The organism is Yoonia sp. GPGPB17, assembly GCF_037892195.1.
Classification (GTDB): domain Bacteria; phylum Pseudomonadota; class Alphaproteobacteria; order Rhodobacterales; family Rhodobacteraceae; genus Yoonia.
In genome coordinates this window covers 3,048,289-3,069,011 of the sequence record NZ_JATACI010000002.1, presented here as the reverse complement: position 1 = coordinate 3,069,011, position 20,723 = coordinate 3,048,289, and the positions used below count along the sequence as shown (strand labels likewise).

The following is a 20,723-nucleotide window of genomic DNA, read 5'->3' as shown; positions in this document are numbered from 1 at the left end:
GTAGTGTCAATTATTTTAGACATTTAAAGTGTCAACTTTCCCTTACACCTTCCACGATGGACGTGATGAAAGGGCGCGCTGCCTTCGGCGTGATAATTTCCGAAAACCCGGCCTGCGCCAGCAGTGCCGCGATCTGGGCCTGAGAGCGTGCGCGGCCCGTGCGCATCGCCATGCAGTAAAGCGCGAAGTAAGCGTCGCCTGCACGCTGCGGGGTGTCTCCACCGGTCATCGGCTCTGAAACTAGGATGCGCCCGCCAACGGGTAGCGCGTCATAGGCGGATCTTAGAAGGGCGATGACCGTTTCATCCGCGTGGTCGTAAAGGACGCGGATCAGGCTGATGACATCGGCGCCTTGCGGCAGCCTATCATCCCGAAAAGATCCGGAAACGATATCGACACGGTCTGACAGACCAGCGTCAGCGAAGCGCTTTGCAGCGGAAGGAACGACAGCAGGCAGATCAAAGAGTGTCATCCGTAGGTCAGGATGCGCCAGCCCAACTGCCGTCAAAAATGCCCCTGTCCCACCGCCAACATCCAAGATGCGACGGCAACCAGACAATTGCACGGTCGCCAGAGTGTCTTCGGCGACAAGCACCTGACTGTCTGCCATCAACTGCGAATAGGTCGCCACTGTAGCCGAGTCCTGCGCACCCTGCGCGCCAAACACGTAAGGCCAGAATTCGGCCAACTCTGTTTCCACCTCGCCTCTGAAAAATGCGACTGGGTCTGCCAGATCAAGGTACAGAACATTATGATGTTCAATCATGCCAGCCAACCCCGGCACCCCGGCCAATGCCGCACCTCGCGTCGTCAATGCGTAGCGCCCGGAGCGGCGGCGTTTGATCAGACCAATTGATGTCGTCGCCGCCAGTAGAACGGGCATGCGATCTTGTGGGATATCGACCTCTGCCGCTAAGGCTTCTGGTGTCATCTCCTGCGTGAGCAAAAGTTCGGGCAGCCTTAACTTGACGAAAGCCTGCAAGACCTGACTGTAGCAAAACCCGGCAACCAGATCGAACATCGCCCCACCCTCGGAGCGCACAAACCGGCGAGTCAAAGGAAATCTGGCCGCCCATTTCTGAAAGCCGCGCGACGCAATGAGCCGGGTGATACGACGAGATGTCCGTGCCGCCCCGCGTGGCAACGCAGGTTTTGGCAGGGTGATGTCGAGGTCTTTCATTACTCGCCAGGAACGGTGGGCCTGCCGCGCGCACCCGCAGGCACCAGTTTGTCGGCATAGGCCCGCACCATTTGCGCCAGGGCTGCCTCGCCCGGACAAGCGGGGATAGATGAGATGGCGCCACCCAGAATGTCATCAAAACGTTGAATTGCACCCTTTACGCCATATGCGGCAACCGCATTCGGACGACCATGCAGATCATCCTGACCCGCAGGCTTGCCCAAAGTCACCTCGTCGCAAAGCGCATCGCGCAGATCGTCGGCCACCTGGAACGCCTCGCCAATGCGTGCGCCAAGCTCTTCCCACGGTTCTGCCTCCTGACCAGCCGCAACGGCCCCCATCTGGGTGGCGGCAACAAACAGCGCGCCCGTCTTGGCTTGGTGATAGGCGGACAGATCAATCTCGTCCTCGCTTTCCCACCCCTGCCCGGCGCAAATCCCAAAGGGCATGCCGGTGCGCGTGCCCAAAATATCGACAAGGCGCAGGGCACGGTCGGGCGTATCCGCAGCCGCACGCGCCAAGATCTGAAAACCCATGATGATCAGGCTGTCGCCGGTCAGCACGGCAAGCGGCTCTGAATAGGCGCAGTGCAGCGCTGGTTTGCCCCGGCGCATGTCGGCGTCGTCGAAGCAGGGCAAGTCATCGTGCACAAGGCTGGCGCAATGGATCACCTCAAGTGCGACGGCGGCTGCATTTGTCAGCGCAGGGCGGTCATCACCGCACGCCATGGCCACCGATGTCAGGATCGTCGGCCTGATCCGCGCACCGCCTGGGGTAACGGCATACTCCAAGGCCGCCGCCAGCTTCGGTGGGGCAAAGCCGCCCTGACCTGCGGCTATGGCCGCTGTCATGGCTGCGTCAATACGCTCTGAGATTCTCATACGCATCTCCTTTGCAATCTATAGTGTCTATTTTAGTTTACATATGTCAATGTAAATCAATCGTAACGAGAGACTCGGGGTTTGATGAAAGCTGAGAAGCCCAGAATTGTTGTGGTTGGCGCCGGGATCGGCGCGCTCGCGGCTGCGTTGCGACTCAGTCATCAAGGTTGCGATGTGACCGTGCTGGACATGCACGCCGCCCCCGGTGGCAAGATGCGCACGGTTGCGTCGGCGGCAGGGCCGGTAGATGCCGGGCCAACTGTCCTGACGATGCGTCCTGTGTTCGAAGCGCTTTTCGCTGACGTCGGCGAAGTGCTGGAAGATCATCTGACGCTTCAGCCTTTGACCACGCTGGCCCGACACTTCTGGGATGATGGCACCACGCTTGATCTGGATGCGGATCAGAGCAAGAGCCTTGCCAATGTAACGGCAACATTTGGCGCGAAAGCAAGACGAGAGTTCGCAGCCTTCTCCGCTCGCACCAAACGGTTGTTTGAAGCGTTCGACGGCCCCATGATGCGCACCGCCGAACCGAACCAAATGCAAGTCACAAAAACGGTCCTGGCCCAGCCCCGCCTGATCCCGGATATGGCCCCGCATAAGACCCTCGCGGGTCTGCTGAAGCAGTCGTTCAGCGACCCCCGCCTCGCGCAGCTTTTTGGGCGTTACGCCACATATGTCGGCGGATCACCCTATGCATCACCCGCCATTCTGTCGTTGATCTGGCGGGCCGAGGCACAGGGCGTCTGGTCAGTTTCCGGCGGCATGCACCAATTGGCACAGACAATCGCAGAACTTGCGAAGACACGCGGCGCGGCGTTCCACTACAACACCGCCGCGACCCGCATCACCCGACAAAACGGGCGGATCAACGGTGTGCAAACAGAACTAGGTCACTTCCCGGCAGATGTGGTGCTGTTCAATGGCGACCCGCGCGCATTGGTCACTGGGCTGCTTGGGGAAAGTGTGAAAACAGCTGTGCGTCCGCAACATACCCAGCCGCGCAGCCTGTCGGCCTTCGTGCACGCCTTTGCGGCCAAGCCCATTGGCGTTGATCTGGCTCACCATAACGTCTTTTTTGGCCAAGACCCAAAGGCAGAGTTCAGTGCTCTGGCGAAGGGCAAGATGCCAACCGATGCAACACTTTACCTCTGCGCCCAAGACCATGGGCATGCTGCCGTAGATGATCTGCAACGGTTCGAGATCATCATGAATGGCCCGCCTGTCCCCCGCGACCCTGAGAAGGAAAAACACCCATGTCAGACACAGATTTTCACGCGGTTCCGCGACTTCGGCCTAAGCTTCAGCCCAACACCGGGGCCGGACGCGTTGACCACACCACAGGGGTTCGACGCGCTGTTTCCGGCGAGCCTCGGTTCCCTGTACGGGCGGAGCCCGCATGGGTTGATGGCAGCCTTCAAACGCCCATCAGCGCGGACCAAGCTGCCGGGGCTGTACCTGTGCGGCGGCGGGGCGCATCCGGGGGCGGGGGTGCCGATGGCGACGCTCTCAGGCCAGCACGCGGCCGCGGCGATCATGACGGACCATGCTTCCACCTTGATGTCCCGCCCAACGGCTATGCGTGGTGGTACGTCGATGGGATCAGCGACTGCGGGACCAAAGCAGTCTCAGTCATAGGGTTTATCGGATCGGTGTTTTCGCCGTGGTACGCATGGTCTGGACGCAAAGACCCGGCCAACCATTGCTGCATCAACGTGGCAACCTATGGGCCCGGCGGGCGGTTCACGATGACAGATCGGGGGCGTGCTGCGCTGCACACAACGCCCGATACATTTCAGGTTGGGCCGTCGTCGATGCATTGGACCGGGAAAGAACTGGTCATTGATATCAATGAGATCAGCAGCCCACCACTGATCAGTCGGGTGCGTGGGCAGATCACCATCACACCCCATGCGATGACGTCGGTCGAGCTGCCGCTAACACCGGATGGCGCTCATGTCTGGCGACCTTTTGCGCCATCGTCCGGCATCAAGGTCGAACTTGAGGCAAAGGGCTGGCAGTGGTCTGGGCATGGCTATTTCGACAGCAATTTCGGCACGCGGTCATTGGAAGAAGATTTTAGTTTCTGGACGTGGGGCCGTTACCCCACCAAGGCAGGCGCGACCTGCATCTACGATGCCGTGCGGCGCGATGGCACGACGCTTGATACGGCGATTGCGTTTGATGGTAAGGGGGTGCGCAGATTGTCGATGCACCGCCGCGAACCCGTTTCAAACGATCACTGTGGCAGGTCATGCGTGAAACGCGTGCTGATCCGGGGGTTATGCCGAAACAGGTGCTGAACATGCTGGATGCACCATTCTATTCACGATCAGCCGTCCAAACGCAGATTAACGGTGAGGTGGTGACAGGTGTACATGAGGCGCTTGACCTCAACCGCTTCCGATCGCCACTCATCAAACCAATGCTGGCCGTCCGGGTGCCACGGCGAAAGGGGTGGACCGTCTAGGATCAGGACTCATAGCCAATAGATAACGGGTGCTGCGAGAGCGATGGCCGACAGAAAGACCCCTGGACATCTGTCGTATCGCTTTGCCACCCGCCGCCAGTCCTTCAGCCTGCAGGATATGATCTCGATCCGGCTACATCGGTCCCGACTCAAGAGCGCGGCAAGCGGGCAAATTGGCCGCGATATGAACTTGATTTATGGCGACGACGGCGACGATACTGTCGCCTTTCCAAAATCAGGGTCCAAAGGGCTGACAAATCCCTCGGGTTTGACGGCAAGAACCGGGCATTCAAGGGTGTTGATAATGTTCTCGGCCGTATTGCCGATGAACACACCACTCAAACCGGTTCTTGCAACCGTCCCCATAACCACGACATCCGCACCAAGCGCCTGACTTTGTTGCGCGATCACGGTTTCGGGGGCGCCACGGATGAGGTGTGGGGTCAGCATGGGATAATCTCTGCCGGATTGATCCGCCCCGACCGTATCAATCAAGCGACGCATGGCCACCTGGCGCTCTTTGAGAATTTCGTTGACGTAGCCATCTGCCGTGATGCGTGCACCCCTGTCAGATGAAAACGCCCAGACCAACCCCTCGCCAGCGGTATCCCAGCCATGCAGGACAGTCACCTGTGCCCCGGTTGGCGCAGCGACAAGACACGCCGTTTCAATCACTCGTCGATTGAGCGACATGAGCGTTTCCGGTTCAGCTGCATCGGCCAGATCAACATCCACGGCGGCAATCACGCGTTTAGCCAAACGTGCAGCACCATCTGGTTGCATCCAGACCGGGCATGGGCATTTGCGCAAAAGATGCTGGTCAGTGCTTGCAAACAGCAAACGATGAATGCCTGAAAGGGGCTCGGCCCGCTTGACCACGAAGTCGCAACCGGCGTCTAATACGTGTTTGATGATCTCGATAAAGGCTTTGCCAACCCTGATTTGCGGCGCAATCTGTTGATCTGGCAAATGTCTGGCAAGGCGTTCTACCATCCGCTCTGTCTTCTCGGCACAAAGTCTTTGCAGGAGTTGATCAGGGTCCTGCTCTGACAGCCGCGCGATCACGCCAAGATCAGGCGGCGGCTCTACACAGCCAAAAACCGCAAGCTCTGCGTCATAGCGCTTGGCAAGGGCCGCCGCAGTCAACAGCGCCGTCTGCCCATCACTTTCATCCATGACCGCAAGGATACGTCGCGGTCGGACAGGTGGTTGCATCATGTCAGCAACTCTTTCTGCCCATCGGGATCAATGAGGGCGCGATCTGGCGGTTGGGTATCCTCTGTGATCATCCGCGCCGCAGCAAAAGCCGCATCCCGATAGGGCATGAGCACAAGATCAGCCCGGCCCGCCGCGAGCGCTGTTGCGGCAGCATCGTGATGCGCAGCCACAGCTACCTTGCCGCGAAAGCCCAGATCGCGCGCACCGGTCAGAAGCCCGCTGCGTGGATCATTATGGGTCAACCCGGTATCGTGTTCCGGCACGGCGAGCACCAGCCAGCACGCTTTCTGCAACGGCAAATGCGCCAGAAACTCGGGGTCGGTCGCATCACCAAAAACGACGTCATAACCCTGCGCACGGGCGTAGCGCACCGCCTCCGGGTCAAAATCGACGCCAAGAATACGCATATTGCGGTCTTCCAGGGCAGCAGCAATGCCCAGCCCATAACGACCAAGGCCAAAAAGGATCACATCATGTGGCTGTTTGGCGTCAGTATCAGCATCCGGCTCAGCCTGGGTTGCCCGCCGTTCAAATATCCCCAGCAACGGCTCGAACAATGAATAGAGCTGATGCGAAAAAGTGATCATATAGGTCGACGCAGCAATCGTCACGAGCCCGACAAGCGTCACAAGACCAAGCGCTTCGTCGTTGACATGGCCGATCGTCACACCCATCGCCATGAAGATCAAAGAGAACTCGCTGATCTGCGCGACGGTCAATCCGGCCAGAAAACCGGTCCGCTTACGATAGCCCATCACCCCCATAATCGCGAGCACGATCAAAGGGTTCCCGATCAGCACAAAGAGTGACAGGACAATGGTAAGCCCAACACTCGCCCCAAGAACAGACAGGTCAAGTGATGCGCCCAATGCGATAAAGAAGAACAAAAGCAGGAAATCACGCAAAGATGCCAGACGCGCGGCAATCGCCTCGCGAAACGGAGTAGAGGCAAGTGAGACACCCGCCAGCAGGCCACCCAGTTCCTTCCCAAACCCAAGATAGTGACCCACAGCCGCCAAAAGTGCCGCCCAGCCAATCGCAAACGACACCAAAAGCTCGGGCGCGCGCGACAACCGTTCGACCAAAGGGTTTGCGATGTAGCGGATAAAGAACACCACAAAGGCCAGCATGGCCAAACCATACCCCAACACCCGCAGCACATCTGTCAACGCGCCATCGCCACCAGATGCGGCACCCACGCCAATCGCTGAGAGTGCGATCATGGCAATGACCACGACGACATCCTGGACGATCAGGAATCCCAGCGCGATCCGCCCATGCAACGCGTCAATCTCGCGTTTGTCGGACAGAAGCTTCACGATAATGATTGTGGATGAAAATGTCAGAGCAATGGCAACGTAGATCGCTGTGCGTGCATCCAAACCAAGGGCCAGCCCGATAAGAAAGCCGAAAACGGTGGTAAAGAGCACCTGACCCAATCCGGTGACAAGTGCGACCGGCCCCAGCGTGCGCACAAGATTGAAATCCAGTTTCAACCCGACAAGGAAAAGCAAGACGGCAATACCAAGCTCTGCCAACAAGTCGATCTGCGCATCTGATCGCGCAATACCAAGTACGGAAGGACCAGCCAGAATGCCGACAGCGATAAAGCTGACAATAAGCGGCTGGCGCAGCATCAGCCCAACAAAACCAGCGCTACCGCTAGCACCAATAGTGCCGCGATCTCGTAGAAAAGGTAGCCTTCAATTGCTGCCGTCATGCTTTGCCTCGTTTGCCTTACTGGCTGGAAAATGGTGCTCGCCCGACGGCTTCGCGCTTCAATGCTTAAAGGCAACGCCTTTGCAGTCGGCTACCGCTCAACAACGTCGCATTGACGGCTGATAGCCGTTGTTGAATGACTTTTAGTCCCGCGAGATTTAATCCGATTGATTCTTGTCAATCATCGCGCGGTTAAGTGGCGCAGAGTGGCAAACGCTGTCTCGGCCCGGGTTTTCGGAAAAGCGGCGTAAACGGTTTTATAGCTGACGGAAAAGGCTAGGTGCTTTGCATCTTGTTACTGGACGTCGACCAAATCCTATTGCTATGGCTGCATATCAGCGGTCTGGCCCATACGCCGCTAGCTGCTAATCTGCGAGGTGGCACGCAACGCGTGTTTCACCTATTTGACGCAGCGTTGGCCGCTCTTGCCTGCAAATGTCAGTGGCGATGGGACAGCGCGGATGAAACGCGCAGCCTGCTGGCGGATTGATCGGGTCGGGGATTTCGCCCTCTGGCAGGTCGGCCTCGCGCCCAAAACCATCCATTTTTGGCGCGGCCTCAAGCAGCATTTTTGTGTAGGGGTGCTTTGTGTTGCTGAACAGGTTTTCCGGGCTCGCCTCTTCCACCAACCGGCCCAGATAAAGCACACCAATGACGTCGGACATGTGCTGCACAACCGTCAGGTCATGACTGATCAGCACATAAGTCAGACCAAAATTGTCTTTCAGGTCGCTCATCAGATTGAGAACCTGCGCTTGTACAGAAACATCAAGCGCCGAGGTCGGTTCATCACAGATGATCAGCTTGGGCTCGGACGACAGCGCACGTGCAATACAAATCCGCTGCCGCTGTCCGCCAGAAAACTCATGCGGAAACTTCCCCGCATCCAAGGCAGACAGTCCAACCTGCTCCAACAGTTTTTCCGCCAAACCGGTTGCATCGCCACCACGCGCCACGACAGGTTCGACAATGATATCGCGCACCCGCCAACGTGGATTGAGAGACGCGAACGGATCTTGAAAGATCATCTGAATATCAGAGCGCACCGCATCAACCTTGGCCGCGTCAGTCTCTGTCGCGAGGTTCACACCTTCAATCTCGACCGTGCCATCAGAGGGTGTCAGCAACCCCACCAACATCCGGCCAATGGTGGATTTGCCAGATCCGCTTTCGCCGACCAGCCCATAAGTGCTGCGCTCGGCAACATCGAAATCAACGTCTGATACGGCTGTCAGGAATGCTTTGTTGCGCCGCTCAATCACCCGGTTCAGCCAGGGTTTAGACACGTCAAAGACACGCGTCAGGTTCTTCACAGAAATCAGCGCCATTAAGATACCTTCTCGGCCAGCAGCGGGAACCAGCAAGCAGCATGGCTTTCCGATATTTGCGGGGCGGTGGCCGCGCGACATTTATCTTGCGCATAGGTGCAACGTGGATGAAACGGGCAGCCATCAGGCACCTTGTCCAGTCGCGGCATGGCACCCTCGATCTGATGCAACCGCGCCTTGCCTGCCGAAGCCAGCGGCGTGGATGCCATCAGCCCGGCGGTGTAGGGGTGTTGCGGTTGGGTCAGCACATCACGCACGCGGCCCAGTTCGGCCAAACGCCCGGCATACATCACGGCGACGCGGTCAGCAGCCTCGGCAATCACGCCCATATCATGGGTGATCAACATGACGGCTGTACCGCGATCCCGGCAAAGCCGCTTAAGCAGTGCGATGATCTGCGCTTGCACAGAGACATCCAGCGCCGTTGTCGGTTCGTCCGCAATGATCAGCGACGGTTCTGCACAGAGCGCAAGTGCGATCACCACACGCTGGCGCATCCCGCCACTGAATTCATGCGGGTAACTGTCGATTCTTTCGGCAGCACCCGGAATGCCGACTTCTTCCAAGGCTGCAACCGCGCGCTTGTCTGCTTCTGCCCGACCGATGGGCAGATGGGTCAGCATGGTTTCGGTCAATTGGTCACCGATGGATAGCAGGGGGTTCAGGGACGTCAGCGGGTCTTGAAACACCATCCCAATTTCCTTGCCCCGCAGACGGCGCATCGCCTCACCTTTCAGCGCGTCGATCCGTGCGCCGTTCAGCCAGATTTCGCCCTTCGCAATGTGCGCAGGTGGGTTGAGCAGACCGATGACAGCGTTGCCCGCCATTGACTTGCCCGCGCCACTTTCGCCCACAACACCCAGAATTTCGCCTGCGCGAATATCATAGCTGACACCATCAACAGGTTTCACAACGCCGGTGCGGGTGGGGATTTCAACAGACAGATTGCGGATCGATAAAACTGGTCCAGACATTAACGTAACCTTGGGTTCAATGCGTCGCGCAACCAATCGCCCAGCAGGTTTACACTCAACGCCAGCGTCAACAGGGTCAGCGCCGGGAATAGCAAAATCCACCATTCGCCCGAAAACAGAAAGCCCTGGCCGATCCGGATCAAGGTCCCCAGACTTGGCTGTGTCGGCGGTGCGCCAACACCGAGAAAGCTCAGCGTCGCTTCGGCGATGATCGCCAGCGCCAGAGAGATCGTGGCAATGACCAATACGGGCGACAACACGTTGGGCAGGATATGCCGCAACATGATCGCATAGGGTTTGCGCCCGATAAGGCGCGCCGCCTCGACATATTCTTTGCGCTTTTCGACTAGTGTTGCCCCCCGCACCACGCGTGCGAATTGCACCCAATCGCTGAGCCCGATTGCGATAATCAGCACCCAGATTGCCATCTGATCGCGGTACTCAATGGGCGTAAACCCCTTGGCTATGCCAAAGATCAACATAGCCACAAGGATTGATGGAAAGGTCAGTTGTACATCCGCCGTCCGCATGATGATCGTCTCGGTCCAGCCCCCCACATAGCCCGAGATCAGCCCCAGTGTGATGCCCAGTACCATGGCAAACAGGACCGCCGCCACGCCCACAAATAAGGACACGCGCATGCCGTAAAGGATGGTTGAAAATACATCACGCCCCTGATCGTCGGTGCCCAACAGAAAGCTCTCTCCGGTGAAGGCGTTTGGTGTCATCGGCGCCGTGAACCCGTTCATCAGGTTCAGTGAGGCGGGGTTAAACGGATTTGTTGGTGCGATGAAAGGGGCGAATACGGCAGACAAGACCAGAACCGTGACCACTATGGTCGAAACCACCGCGACGGGCGACCGCCGGAACGTGTAGTAGATATCGCTGTCCAGAAAAACCCGCAGGCGGGATTTCTGCACAGGCTTGACGGGTGTGGTTTGGTCCGAAAGATCAGTCATCAGTGGCCCCCGGCCCGATCAACCCGCAAGCGCGGATCAATAAAGAAATAAAGCATATCTACGATCAGGTTGATCGCGACGAACATCACAGAGATCAGCATCAGATACGCCGCCATCACAGGGATATCGACGAACTGGATCGCGTTGATGAACAGCAGGCCAACACCCGGCCATTGGAACACAGTCTCGGTGATGATCGCAAAGGCGATGATGGCGCCAAGCTGTAGACCGATCACCGTAATCACCGGCACCATGGTATTCTTTAACGCATGGCGGAAGTTGATTGCACGGTCTTTCAATCCGCGCGCGCGGGCAAAGCGGATATAATCCTGTCGCAGCACTTCGAGCATTTCTGAGCGCACAAGTCGCATGATCAGCGTCATCTGATAAAGCCCAAGTGTGATGGCGGGCAGGATCAGCGCCTTTAGCCCGCTTTCAGTCAGAAAACCTGTTGTCCAGCCACCCAGATCGACGGTTTCACCACGCCCGAAACTGGGTAGCCAATTCAGCTCGACCGAGAAGATGTAGATCAACAGGATTCCGATCAGAAATGTCGGCAAAGACACCCCGATCAGGGATGCGGACATGATGAAATTGGCGATGAAACCGTCGCGTCGGATCGCCGTAAAAACACCAAAAGCGATACCAAATATGATGGCCAAAACAGCCGACACGGTCGCCAGTTCAAGGGTAGCTGGCGCGCGTTCCATCAAAATCTCGGCCACGGGGCGCCCCTGGCGATAGCTGACGCCGAAGTTGCCCTGCACAGCCCCTTCAAGAAACCGGTAGTACTGGACCGCAAAAGACTGGTTCAGGCCAAGCTGATCACGCAAGCGCTCGATATCCTCAACCGTGCGTTCCTGACCCAACATGTTTTCAATTGGATCGCCCACGAAACGAAACATCGAAAATGCAACAAGCCCAACAATAAGTAAGACGAGCGCAGACTGTGCAACGCGGCGAATGGTATAGGCCAGCATGGTATGATTGTCCTAAAGGCCCCGATATGGGGAAGTGTGACGCGCCAGTTTCACCGGCGCGTCACCAATTGCGATCAGTTCATCGTGAAGTACTTGATCTTGGGCTGATCTTCCGGATCAACCTCGATACCGACGCGATCTGACATACCCCAGTTCAGCACCTGGTGATGAATTGGAATATAAAGCTGTTCGTCCTGAACGACACGCCAAATGCTTGCGATGTCTTCATTGCGCGCCTCCAGATCGGTATTGGACGCCAGTGATTCAATCATCGCGTCCAACTCGTCATTGTCGAAGCCGGTGCCATTCCATGTGCCAATGTCACTTTCGCGGCCATGCACAAGGAAGTTGAAGATATATTCGCTGTCATAGGTCGGCACACCCCAGCCCAGCATATAGAAATCGGTTTTGCTATCTGTGATCAAGGGGAAGTGCTGCGCCTTGGGTTTTGCATCAAGGTTCACCGTGATCCCAATTTGCCCCATCATACCTACGGCGGCCTGACAGATGCCTTCGTCATTCACGTAGCGGTCATTGGGACAATCAAGCCGGATGGAGAATCCGTCAGCATAGCCAGCTTCGGCCAACAACGCTTTCGCTCCGTCGATGTCGGTGGATGATTCCGCGTCCATCTCGGCTGTCCAGCCGTTGACGAATGGTGGCGCGATCATGCCAGCGGGTTCACTCTGGCCACGCATAACGACCTGCCGGATGGCGTCACGATTGATGGCCATCGACATCGCCCGACGGACGCGGACATCAGCCAGCGGGTTGGCCCCATCCACGTTGTCGGCTTCGATATCATCCGCGCCCTGGTTCATCCCAAAGAAGATTACGCGGTTCTGCGGGGCTTGCTTGACCACCAGACCATCGGCAGCATTCACACGCTCCAGATCCTGCACAGGCATATCCTGCAAAAAATCAACCTCGCCTGACAGCATTGCGGCCACACGGGTCGCAGCGTTCTGGATGGGGGTGTAGACAATCTCGGTCACTTCCATGGGGAACTGGTCAATGCCCCAGTAATTCTCGTTGCGGACCATGACCGTTTTGACATCAGGTTCACGGCTTTGCAGGACATAAGGACCGGTACCATTGGTATTGGTCGTGGCAAATGTGATCTCGCCGCCTTCAAAATCCTGCACCGCGACGGTGTCGTTTGCTTCGGTCCAATCCTTGTCCATGATGAACAGATTGGTCAGGTTGGATGGCAGGATGGGGTTCGGCCCATCTGTCACAATCTCGACGGTCAGATCATCAACCGCACGCACCTCGGTGATTGATCCGATCAGTTCTTTCATATCGGAATTGGGCTGTTTGGCGCGCTCAAAGCTGAAAACAACGTCTTCGGCGGTGAAGGCCGCGCCATCATGGAAGGTGACACCTTCACGCAGGTTAAAGACCCAGACATTTGGATCATCAGTTGATGGTGCCCAGTCTGTGGCCAAAGCTGCTTCAAATGCACCTGTCACGTCGCGGATGATCAACGGCTCATACATTTGATGGCGGATAGTGTGAGTCGGTCCCTCGTTTTGGGCGTGTGGATCAAGTGTGAGCGCGTCGCCGGAACGTGCCCAACGCAGCGTTTCCGCACTAAGCGGCGCAGCTGTGGCCATCAATACGGCGACGAGTGTTAATGCTGATGTCGGTTTCATATGATTTTCCCTGTTTTGCATCCTTCGACTCACGAAGGTTGGCGCAATTGTCCCTAATTGCTGGCGAATGGCAAGAAGCCACCGTCGTGATTGTTATCTCTCAACAGAGAGGGCTATGCGATTGCTGCATGACATCCAAGACCTGCCTCATTCGCAAAGCCGTCTGACCGCAGACAGATCGTCAGCCAAATGATTCACAAAAACTGCGGGATCAAACAGCGGACGTGCATTGTTAAACCCCTTCAACAGTGACAATGGTGTCCCGGTAGCCCGGCGAATTGCCTGCGACACCGGATCCCCAACCGCGTTCACCAGCGTCGATACGGCCTGTGTCATCTCAAGGTCGGCACCAGCCAATGTACCGTTCTCCAACGTCAGGCGCCGGTCCTTTCTGACCACTTTGCGGCCATTCAGCATAAACCCGTTAATCTGAGAGCCAGCGGAGGCCATCGCATCGGTGACAAGCATGATCCTTGCGTCATTTGCCGCAGCCGCCAAGGCGATCCGCATCGTCGCGGGGTGCACATGCAATCCATCGGCAATCAGCCCGGCGTGGATATCATCACGTGCAAGGGTGGCACCAACCAGTCCCGGTTCACGGTTACCCAGCTGGCTCATCGCATTGAAAAGATGCGTTACACAGCGTGCGCCCGCATCAAATGCCGCCATACAGGCCTCAAAATCTGCGTCTGAATGTCCAAGCGAAACAATCACCCCGGCATCAGACATGGCGCGAACTTGCGCATGGGTCGTATTTTCTGGTGCAACGGTCATCATGACATTTGGCAGCCGGTCAGCAGCACGCAACACAATGGCCAGATCATCCGCGCCCATTGGGCGGATCAGGCTGGGGTCATGGGCACCCTTTCGCGCAACAGACAAATGTGGCCCTTCAAGATGGATGCCCACGATACCCGCCACCCTTTCGGTGATGGCTTGTTCAACGGCAGCGATCGCGGCTTTAGTGCGATCGGGTGTATCAGTGATCAGGGTTGGCAGAATGGCCGCAGACCCGATCGCGGCGTGCGCCTGCGCAATGGTACGCAATGCATCCACGGATTGATCATCATTGAACATCACGCCGCCGCCGCCGTTGACCTGCAAATCGACATAGCCCGGCGCGATGATCCCACCTGACAACGTCTTAACCGGGCAATCCGCTTACAGGTTCCGACGAGCCGCCGTGCCACGCGACCCATCAGCATGCATCACCAAGGCGTCGTCATCAACAAAGTCAACGCCGTCGTGAATACGCGCTCCGACAAAAGCCTTTGCGATGCTACTCATACCGTTTCAGTCACTTTTTTCAGGTGACGTGGTGCATCCGGGTTGATCCCGCGCGCCTCTGCAACACGCTCGACCATGGAATAGAAGCTGGCAATCAAGCTGATGGGATCTGTGAGCGGGTGACCAGTGCGGATCGTATCCAACGTTCTTGCCTGGCTAAGCTTGTCGCTTGTCGCAAAGACTGTTGCACCTTTCGCTGCAATTTTTTCTGCGACGCTGGCCAGCGCCATTTCGGCCTCATCCTGTGCAGCAAGGCCAATGACAGGGAACCCGCTGTCGACGATAGAGACAGGTCCATGCAGAACCTCAGCAGATGAATAAGACTCGGCATGGATTTGACAGGTTTCTTTGAACTTCAATGCGGCTTCGTTCGCAATGGCATAGGCTGGCCCGCGCCCCAGGCAAAAGATCGAGTTGCGCCCCCCAAGGCCGCGCGCACCTCTGGCCAATCAAGCTGTACGGCTTTCTCCAGTTGCGCCTAAGCAGATCGGCTATGGCTTTTCGCAGCGCATCATCGTCTGCACATTCTGCCAGAAACCAGATGCCTGCAATGGCAGAGTTCACGAACGTCTTGGTCGCCGCAACACTGATCTCCCGACCGGCATGCAGGTTGAGTGTATGATCAGCCACCTGCGCCAATGGGCTGTCAGGGTGGTTTGTCATCGCGATAGACAATGCACCACCCGCACGGGCCATCCGGGCCATTTCAACGATATCGGGGCTCTTTCCAGACTGCGACACAGACAGGCACACACTGCCCGCAAGCCTTAGGTTGCGCCCATAGATCGAAGCGATAGAAGGCCCAATTGACGCCAACGGCGTGGCTAGCAGAAGCTCTGATGCATATTTCAGATAGGTTGCGGCATGATCAGAAGACCCGCGCGCCACACTGACCATAAATTGTGGGTCGCGCGCACGTACCGCATCGGCGGCGCGACTGATTGCGTCACCTCCGTTTGCAAGCAGGCGTTCAGCGGCAACAGGAATTTCCAGCACCTCGGCACGCATTTGGGTTTGGGCGGCTGCCATGTTTTTGCCTACTCTTTCGCTAGGCGCAGTTCGGCCACAAAGTTGTAGGCGTCTCCGCGGTAGATGGATTGGGTAAATTCAACGACGCGGCCGTCAGCCAGATAGGATGTGCGTTCGATCCGTAAACCGGCTGTGCCCACGGGTACCTCCAGCAGGTAAGCGTCGCTTTCCCCCAAGTTGATCGCCGATATCTTTTGCAGCGCACGATGGGGCCGCAGCCCTGATTGCTCCAATACAGCATAAAGCGATGTGACGACGTCCAGCGGATTTGGCAACATTTCAGTCGAGAGCGACGCGCGCTCAATCGCCATGGGTTTGTTGTCAGCGGTTCTGAGACGTGCAATCCGCGACACGGATGCGTCAGGTGTCAGCGCGAGCGCGAGTACTTCGTCAGGTGACGGCATAAAGACCCCACGTTCAAGCCAAACACTGGTCGAGGTCATGCCCCGGCGCGCCATATCCTCGCTAAAGGATGTCAGTCGCGACAGAGATTGTTCGAATTGGGGGTATCGGAGGCAATAAACGATCCCGATCCTTGTTTCTGAACGATGATGCCATCTTCTGCGAGCGCCTGAATTGCCTTGCGGACGGTGACACGCGACATATCCGTGATCGAGGCAATTTCCCGTTCGGGCGGCAATAGACTGCCAGATTTCAACACACCCTGATCCACACCATCAGTCAACCGTTTGCGCAACTGCATGTAACGTGGGCCACCATCTGATTGCAGCCACTTATCAGGCGCCAGAAAATCTACGATGCTCATATCTGGACCTCAACACGCTTCCCGAGGTTGGCAAGGGCAAAATCAAAGGCACCATCCAGCGCATCGCCCCGACGTTCACGCAGGTCTGCGGTGGCGACTGCGGGCAAGTATTCCGCATAATGCGGCCCCACGCCACCGGCCAGACAAAGCGCATTCCCTGCTTTGAATTGCAGTGCGGTCAAACATTGCCATAGATGATCGGCACCCGATTGCATGATTTTTCTTCCCACGGGATCACCCGCGCGCGCGCTTTCGACAACATCAGGCGCAAGAAGCCCATAGTCGCCGGGCATCGCGGACATGCTGAACGCAACAATCTCATTGGGGTCATTCTGGAATTTCGCGAGCAAATCGCGGGTCAGGTCACTGTGCTCCGCCAGCTTATCATGGCAAAGCAGCACTTGGCGCAGGCACTTCTGCCCCAGCCATGATCCGGACGCCTGGTCACCAACGTAAAAGCCCCATCCACCGACGCTGCGATAGATGCCGCCAGTAGAAGCCGCCGCAATCGTCCCCGTTCCGACAGACAGCAGGAAACCGTCCTGCCCACCAAGCGCACCGTGCAACGCTGTTGGCCTGTCGTCCGTTACTGTCGTGTGGCGGTAAGGCAACGCGGAAGCCACTCTCCTGGCATCCCGCGCCGTCATCACCCCGGCAAGGCCAAGATGCGCGGCGGCTCCCTTCAGTCGCTCCAAGGGAATGCCACCACTTGTGGCCGCAGCCTCAACGGTCGCGATCACATTGCGTATTGCAGGCTCTGGATCAGTGGCCACATTCGCTCGGCCACCCTCCGCGCGGGCAACCACCCCATCCGTCACCGTCCCAATGGCCACGCGACACCCGGTGCCGCCGCCATCAACGCCGATAATCAGAGTATGTGATGAATCAGACATATAGCACCTTTACAATACCTATCTTATGAAAGCCATACCTATAATTGCAAAAACATGGTATATTGGCCTTATATTCTAAGATATTAGGGATAGAAATAGAAAATAATAGACAAAAGGTATTATAAAGGTATTATATAGCGAACGGGAGGATTCGAATGTCGTTGCCAACGACTGAAACAGTATTTGCGGGATCTCACATTGATGCGCGGCCGACGCTTGAGGCGGCCGCATTCCTGCTGGATGGGCAGTCAGCCGCGATTGATGCGGTCAGGTATGCAACGCCAACGCTATCGCAAGGGGCTCAGCAGATGGCCTCTGCAATCCGTGCGGGTAAAAGCCTGCACTATGCTGCCGCAGGCAGCTCTGGCCTGATGGCGCTTGCCGATGCAAGTGAGTTGCGCGGGACCTTCGGCATCCCGACAGAAAAGATCCGCATACATATGGCAGGCGGCGTCCCCGTCGATGGCCATATGCCCGGCGATACGGAAGACGACGGAACCGCCGCCGGACAAATCGCCAACGAAATCTCGAACGGTGATGTTGTTATTGTGCTGACCGCCAGTGGCACCACGCCCTATGCGCTTGCAGTGGCCCACGCCGCACAGCACCGGGGTGCCACCATCATTGGCATCGCAAACAACCCCGGCACACCGCTGCTGGAACTTGCGGACACGCCGGTTTGCATTCCGACACCACCTGAGGTCGTTGCGGGCTCAACACGGTTAGGAGCCGGAACGGCACAGAAGGCCGCGCTGAACCTGATGTCCACGCTGATGGGTGTCGTATTGGGCCATGTTTATCGCGGCGAGATGGTCAATGTGATCGCCGACAATGCCAAACTTGTGCAACGGGCCATTGGCATGGTGTCACGCATCACCGGCGTTTCAGCGGACATGGCCGAGGCCGCCATTGCCCAGACAGGTGGACGCGTCAAACCCGCCATTCTCGTTGCTTCGGGCTGCTCACCGAAACAAGCATTGACACTGCTCGAACAGCACAGCGGCCAGCTCGGCCCTTGCCTATCATCACTTTCAACGAACCGGACAACTACGTCTAACTAGGGAGAAGACCATGAGAAAATCAACATTGATCGGGGCCATGATGGCCACGTCAGTCCTTGCGGGGGCAGCAGCCGCCCAAGAGGTCACACTAACCATCGAAAGCTGGCGCAACGATGACCTTGCCATCTGGCAAGACAAGATCATCCCGGCATTCGAAGCCGAGCACCCCGGCATCAAGCTGAACTTTACCCCATCTGCCCCTGCTGAATACAACGCCGTACTGAATTCCAAGCTGGATGCTGGTTCCGCTGGCGATATCATCACCTGCCGCCCCTTTGATGCGTCCCTGGCGTTGTATGACGCGGGACATCTGGCCGATATCAGCGACCTTGAAGGCATGGCGAACTTCTCGCCCGTCGCAAAATCCGGCTGGAGCACGGATGATGCTGCTGTGCAGTTCTGTGTTCCGATGGCGTCGGTTATTCACGGCTTTATCTACAACAAGGATGCATTTGCCGAACTGGGCATCGACGTCCCCACCACCGAAAATGAGTTCTTTGCCGCACTCGACACCATCAAAGAAGACGGCAGCTACATCCCAATGGCGATGGGCACCAACGACCAGTGGGAAGCCGCGACCATGGGTTACAACAACATTGGTCCAAACTACTGGAAGGGTGAAGAAGGCCGTCTGGCCCTGATCGCCGGAGAGCAGTCACTGACCGACGAAGAATGGGTCGCACCGTATCGCCAGCTTGCCCGCTGGGGCGCTTATCTGGGTGATGGTTTTGAGGCGCAAACCTATCCTGACAGCCAGAACATCTTCACGCTGGGTCGTGCCGCAATCTATCCAACCGGATCTTGGGAAATCTCCGGCTTCAACAATCTGGTCGATTTTGAAATGGGTGCCTTCTACCCGCCGGTCCAGAATGCTGGCGATACCTGCTATATCTCCGATCACACAGATATCGGCATCGGTATGAACGCGGCAACTGACAATCCCGAGGCAGCGATGACCTTCCTCAACTGGGTTGGCTCATCCGAATTCGCGACTATCTTTGCAAATGCTCTGCCCGGGTTCTTCCCGCTGTCAGACGCTCCCGTCACGCTGGAAGATCCACTGGCACAGGAGTTCATTTCCTGGCGCGGCGAATGCGAAAGCTCGATCCGGTCAACTTACCAGATCCTGTCGCGCGGCACGCCAAACCTTGAAAACGACACGTGGAACGCGTCTGTGGCCGTGATCAAGGGCGAAGAAAGCCCCGAAGATGCTGGCGCGCGCCTGCAGGCGGGGCTGGCAAGCTGGTACGCACCACAGCAAAACTAAATACACTCACCTCCCCGGTCCTGTGCGGTGTTTATGGCCGCGCAGGACAAATCACGCACACGCCCGGCCTGTTTGCAAGGCGCCTGTCAGGCGCTTTCCACATGGATCGCATCAGATCGAAGGATCAACCAAATGGCAGAGAAACCCCGTTTCCGATGGCACATCGTTGTGTTTCTGGCCCCTGCGGTCCTGGTCTACACGGCCGTGATGATCTACCCGCTTTTCAACACACTTCGCCTGTCACTGTATACAGAAGTCGATCAGTCACGGACTTTTGTCGGCTTACAGAACTTCAGAACCCTGTTCGGCGATGCGGTCTGGTCCACGCAGTTCTGGAACGCTCTGGCGAACAACTTTTGGTTCTTTATCATCCACATGCTGGTGCAAAACCCCATCGGGATCGCGCTTGCGGCTATCCTGAGCCACCCGAAACTGCGTTTTACGAGCTTTTATCGCTCTGCCATTTTTATCCCGACTATCCTGTCATTTGTGATCGTTGGCTTTGCATGGAAACTGATCCTGTCGCCAATCTGGGGCATCGCACCCGGCATGTTAGACGCCATTGGCCTAAAATCGCTCTATGCACCTTGGCTTGGCAAAGAAGAATATGCGCTGACAACATTGTCGCTGGTATCGGTCTGGCAGTTCGTCGGCATCCCGATGATGCTGATCTATGCAGCACTTCTGTCGATCCCCGATGAAATCCTCGAAGCCGCAGAGGTGGAAGGCATCACAGGGCTTTCGGCGTTCTGGAAAATCAAGCTTCCATTGATCCTGCCATCCATTGGGATCATTTCGATCCTGACATTCGTGGCAAACTTCAACGCCTTTGACCTGATTTACGCCGCTCAAGGCGCGCTGGCAGGGCCGGATTTCTCAACCGACATCCTGGGCACGTTCATGTACCGGACGTTCTTTGGCTTCCAGCTTCAACTGGGAGACCCGCATATGGGATCAACCATCGCCTCGGCCATGTTCGCCATCATCCTTGTCGGTGTCTGTCTGTATCTCTTTGGCATTCATTCGCGCATGCGCCGCTACCAGTTCTGACGGAGG

At 57.1% G+C, this 20,723-nt stretch carries 16 protein-coding genes and 4 pseudogenes; 5 read left to right on the top strand and 15 right to left on the bottom strand.

All coding sequences use genetic code 11. The features are described 5' to 3' along the window. Nucleotides 1-31 precede the first annotated feature (31 nt). A complete protein-coding gene (locus QTO30_RS16150) occupies nt 32-1,180 on the bottom strand; it encodes a methyltransferase (RefSeq protein WP_340425102.1) in 1,149 nt (382 codons plus the stop codon). Then, the gene (locus tag QTO30_RS16145) at nt 1,180-2,061 is read right to left on the bottom strand and encodes a polyprenyl synthetase family protein (RefSeq protein WP_340425101.1); all 882 of its coding nucleotides are present in this window, start codon (nt 2,059-2,061) and stop codon (nt 1,180-1,182) included. The genes QTO30_RS16150 and QTO30_RS16145 overlap by 1 nt, the downstream gene beginning before the upstream one ends. 84 nt (nt 2,062-2,145) lie before the next feature. On the opposite strand from QTO30_RS16145, the gene crtD reads away from it, so the two are divergent. Further along, nucleotides 2,146-3,699, top strand: coding sequence for a 1-hydroxycarotenoid 3,4-desaturase CrtD (gene crtD / locus QTO30_RS16140; RefSeq protein ID WP_340425100.1), 1,554 nt, complete (start codon nt 2,146-2,148; stop codon nt 3,697-3,699). Beyond that, a pseudogene (crtC, locus tag QTO30_RS16135) lies at nt 3,663-4,531 on the top strand (carotenoid 1,2-hydratase). The gene crtD and the pseudogene crtC overlap by 37 nt, the downstream one beginning before the upstream one ends. A 9-nt stretch (nt 4,532-4,540) precedes the next feature. Here crtC and QTO30_RS16130 read toward each other — a convergent pair. The 13 genes and pseudogenes from QTO30_RS16130 to QTO30_RS16065 all read right to left on the bottom strand — a co-directional run. Continuing rightward, nucleotides 4,541-4,672, bottom strand: a pseudogene (locus QTO30_RS16130) (IS5/IS1182 family transposase); the annotation flags it as partial. A 54-nt stretch (nt 4,673-4,726) separates the two neighbouring features. After that, entirely contained in the window at nt 4,727-5,749 is a 1,023-nt protein-coding gene (locus tag QTO30_RS16125) for a universal stress protein (protein WP_340425098.1), read from the bottom strand. After that, a complete protein-coding gene (locus tag QTO30_RS16120; RefSeq protein ID WP_340425097.1) occupies nt 5,746-7,386 on the bottom strand; it encodes a cation:proton antiporter in 1,641 nt (546 codons plus the stop codon). Before QTO30_RS16120 ends, QTO30_RS16125 begins: the two co-directional genes overlap by 4 nt. A 447-nt stretch (nt 7,387-7,833) precedes the next feature. After that, nucleotides 7,834-8,796 (bottom strand): ABC transporter ATP-binding protein, encoded by a 963-nt coding sequence (locus tag QTO30_RS16115; RefSeq protein ID WP_340425096.1) that lies wholly within the window; start codon nt 8,794-8,796, stop codon nt 7,834-7,836. Continuing rightward, nucleotides 8,796-9,770, bottom strand: a complete 975-nt coding sequence (locus QTO30_RS16110) for an ABC transporter ATP-binding protein (protein WP_340425095.1) — start codon at nt 9,768-9,770, stop codon at nt 8,796-8,798. Before QTO30_RS16110 ends, QTO30_RS16115 begins: the two co-directional genes overlap by 1 nt. Continuing rightward, the gene (locus QTO30_RS16105) at nt 9,770-10,729 is read right to left on the bottom strand and encodes an ABC transporter permease (protein ID WP_340425094.1); all 960 of its coding nucleotides are present in this window, start codon (nt 10,727-10,729) and stop codon (nt 9,770-9,772) included. The genes QTO30_RS16110 and QTO30_RS16105 overlap by 1 nt, the downstream gene beginning before the upstream one ends. Then, a complete protein-coding gene (locus QTO30_RS16100; RefSeq protein WP_340425093.1) occupies nt 10,729-11,709 on the bottom strand; it encodes an ABC transporter permease in 981 nt (326 codons plus the stop codon). The genes QTO30_RS16105 and QTO30_RS16100 overlap by 1 nt, the downstream gene beginning before the upstream one ends. Nucleotides 11,710-11,783: 74 nt before the next feature. After that, a complete protein-coding gene (locus tag QTO30_RS16095) occupies nt 11,784-13,364 on the bottom strand; it encodes an ABC transporter substrate-binding protein (protein WP_340425092.1) in 1,581 nt (526 codons plus the stop codon). A gap of 147 nt (nt 13,365-13,511) precedes the next feature. Then, on the bottom strand, nt 13,512-14,504 hold the full coding sequence (nagA, locus tag QTO30_RS16090) for an N-acetylglucosamine-6-phosphate deacetylase (protein WP_340425091.1): 993 nt from the start codon (nt 14,502-14,504) through the stop codon (nt 13,512-13,514). A gap of 21 nt (nt 14,505-14,525) precedes the next feature. Next, complete coding sequence (locus QTO30_RS16085; RefSeq protein WP_340425089.1) at nt 14,526-14,651, bottom strand: hypothetical protein; 126 nt, start codon at nt 14,649-14,651, stop codon at nt 14,526-14,528. After that, nucleotides 14,648-15,680: pseudogene (locus QTO30_RS16075) on the bottom strand (SIS domain-containing protein). The gene QTO30_RS16085 and the pseudogene QTO30_RS16075 overlap by 4 nt, the downstream one beginning before the upstream one ends. 8 nt (nt 15,681-15,688) lie before the next feature. After that, nucleotides 15,689-16,446, bottom strand: a pseudogene (locus tag QTO30_RS16070) (GntR family transcriptional regulator). Continuing rightward, nucleotides 16,443-17,339 carry a BadF/BadG/BcrA/BcrD ATPase family protein gene (locus tag QTO30_RS16065; protein ID WP_340425085.1) on the bottom strand — a complete coding sequence of 299 codons (897 nt, stop codon included), beginning with the start codon at nt 17,337-17,339 and terminating at the stop codon, nt 16,443-16,445. Before QTO30_RS16065 ends, QTO30_RS16070 begins: the two are co-directional and overlap by 4 nt. Nucleotides 17,340-17,494: 155 nt before the next feature. On the opposite strand from QTO30_RS16065, the gene QTO30_RS16060 reads away from it, so the two are divergent. The 3 genes from QTO30_RS16060 to QTO30_RS16050 all read left to right on the top strand — a co-directional run bounded on the left by QTO30_RS16060 (nt 17,495) and on the right by QTO30_RS16050 (nt 20,717). Beyond that, on the top strand, nt 17,495-18,400 hold the full coding sequence (locus tag QTO30_RS16060) for an N-acetylmuramic acid 6-phosphate etherase (protein WP_340425083.1): 906 nt from the start codon (nt 17,495-17,497) through the stop codon (nt 18,398-18,400). 10 nt (nt 18,401-18,410) lie between these two features. Then, a complete protein-coding gene (locus QTO30_RS16055) occupies nt 18,411-19,667 on the top strand; it encodes an ABC transporter substrate-binding protein (RefSeq protein WP_340425082.1) in 1,257 nt (418 codons plus the stop codon). Between the two features lie 132 nt (nt 19,668-19,799). After that, nucleotides 19,800-20,717, top strand: coding sequence for a carbohydrate ABC transporter permease (locus QTO30_RS16050; protein WP_340425081.1), 918 nt, complete (start codon nt 19,800-19,802; stop codon nt 20,715-20,717). The last annotated feature ends 6 nt before the right edge of the window (nt 20,718-20,723 follow it).

What these genes read in the sequence shown, in the direction of transcription:
- QTO30_RS16150 (WP_340425102.1), bottom strand. Translation starts at nt 1,180, where the DNA reads ATGAAAGACCTCGACATCACCCTGCCAAAACCTGCGTTGCCACGCGGG.
- QTO30_RS16145 (WP_340425101.1), bottom strand. Translation starts at nt 2,061, where the DNA reads ATGAGAATCTCAGAGCGTATTGACGCAGCCATGACAGCGGCCATAGCC.
- crtD (WP_340425100.1), top strand. Translation starts at nt 2,146, where the DNA reads ATGAAAGCTGAGAAGCCCAGAATTGTTGTGGTTGGCGCCGGGATCGGC.
- QTO30_RS16125 (WP_340425098.1), bottom strand. Translation starts at nt 5,749, where the DNA reads ATGATGCAACCACCTGTCCGACCGCGACGTATCCTTGCGGTCATGGAT.
- QTO30_RS16120 (WP_340425097.1), bottom strand. Translation starts at nt 7,386, where the DNA reads ATGCTGCGCCAGCCGCTTATTGTCAGCTTTATCGCTGTCGGCATTCTG.
- QTO30_RS16115 (WP_340425096.1), bottom strand. Translation starts at nt 8,796, where the DNA reads ATGGCGCTGATTTCTGTGAAGAACCTGACGCGTGTCTTTGACGTGTCT.
- QTO30_RS16110 (WP_340425095.1), bottom strand. Translation starts at nt 9,770, where the DNA reads ATGTCTGGACCAGTTTTATCGATCCGCAATCTGTCTGTTGAAATCCCC.
- QTO30_RS16105 (WP_340425094.1), bottom strand. Translation starts at nt 10,729, where the DNA reads ATGACTGATCTTTCGGACCAAACCACACCCGTCAAGCCTGTGCAGAAA.
- QTO30_RS16100 (WP_340425093.1), bottom strand. Translation starts at nt 11,709, where the DNA reads ATGCTGGCCTATACCATTCGCCGCGTTGCACAGTCTGCGCTCGTCTTA.
- QTO30_RS16095 (WP_340425092.1), bottom strand. Translation starts at nt 13,364, where the DNA reads ATGAAACCGACATCAGCATTAACACTCGTCGCCGTATTGATGGCCACA.
- QTO30_RS16085 (WP_340425089.1), bottom strand. Translation starts at nt 14,651, where the DNA reads ATGAGTAGCATCGCAAAGGCTTTTGTCGGAGCGCGTATTCACGACGGC.
- QTO30_RS16065 (WP_340425085.1), bottom strand. Translation starts at nt 17,339, where the DNA reads ATGTCTGATTCATCACATACTCTGATTATCGGCGTTGATGGCGGCGGC.
- QTO30_RS16060 (WP_340425083.1), top strand. Translation starts at nt 17,495, where the DNA reads ATGTCGTTGCCAACGACTGAAACAGTATTTGCGGGATCTCACATTGAT.
- QTO30_RS16055 (WP_340425082.1), top strand. Translation starts at nt 18,411, where the DNA reads ATGAGAAAATCAACATTGATCGGGGCCATGATGGCCACGTCAGTCCTT.
- QTO30_RS16050 (WP_340425081.1), top strand. Translation starts at nt 19,800, where the DNA reads ATGGCAGAGAAACCCCGTTTCCGATGGCACATCGTTGTGTTTCTGGCC.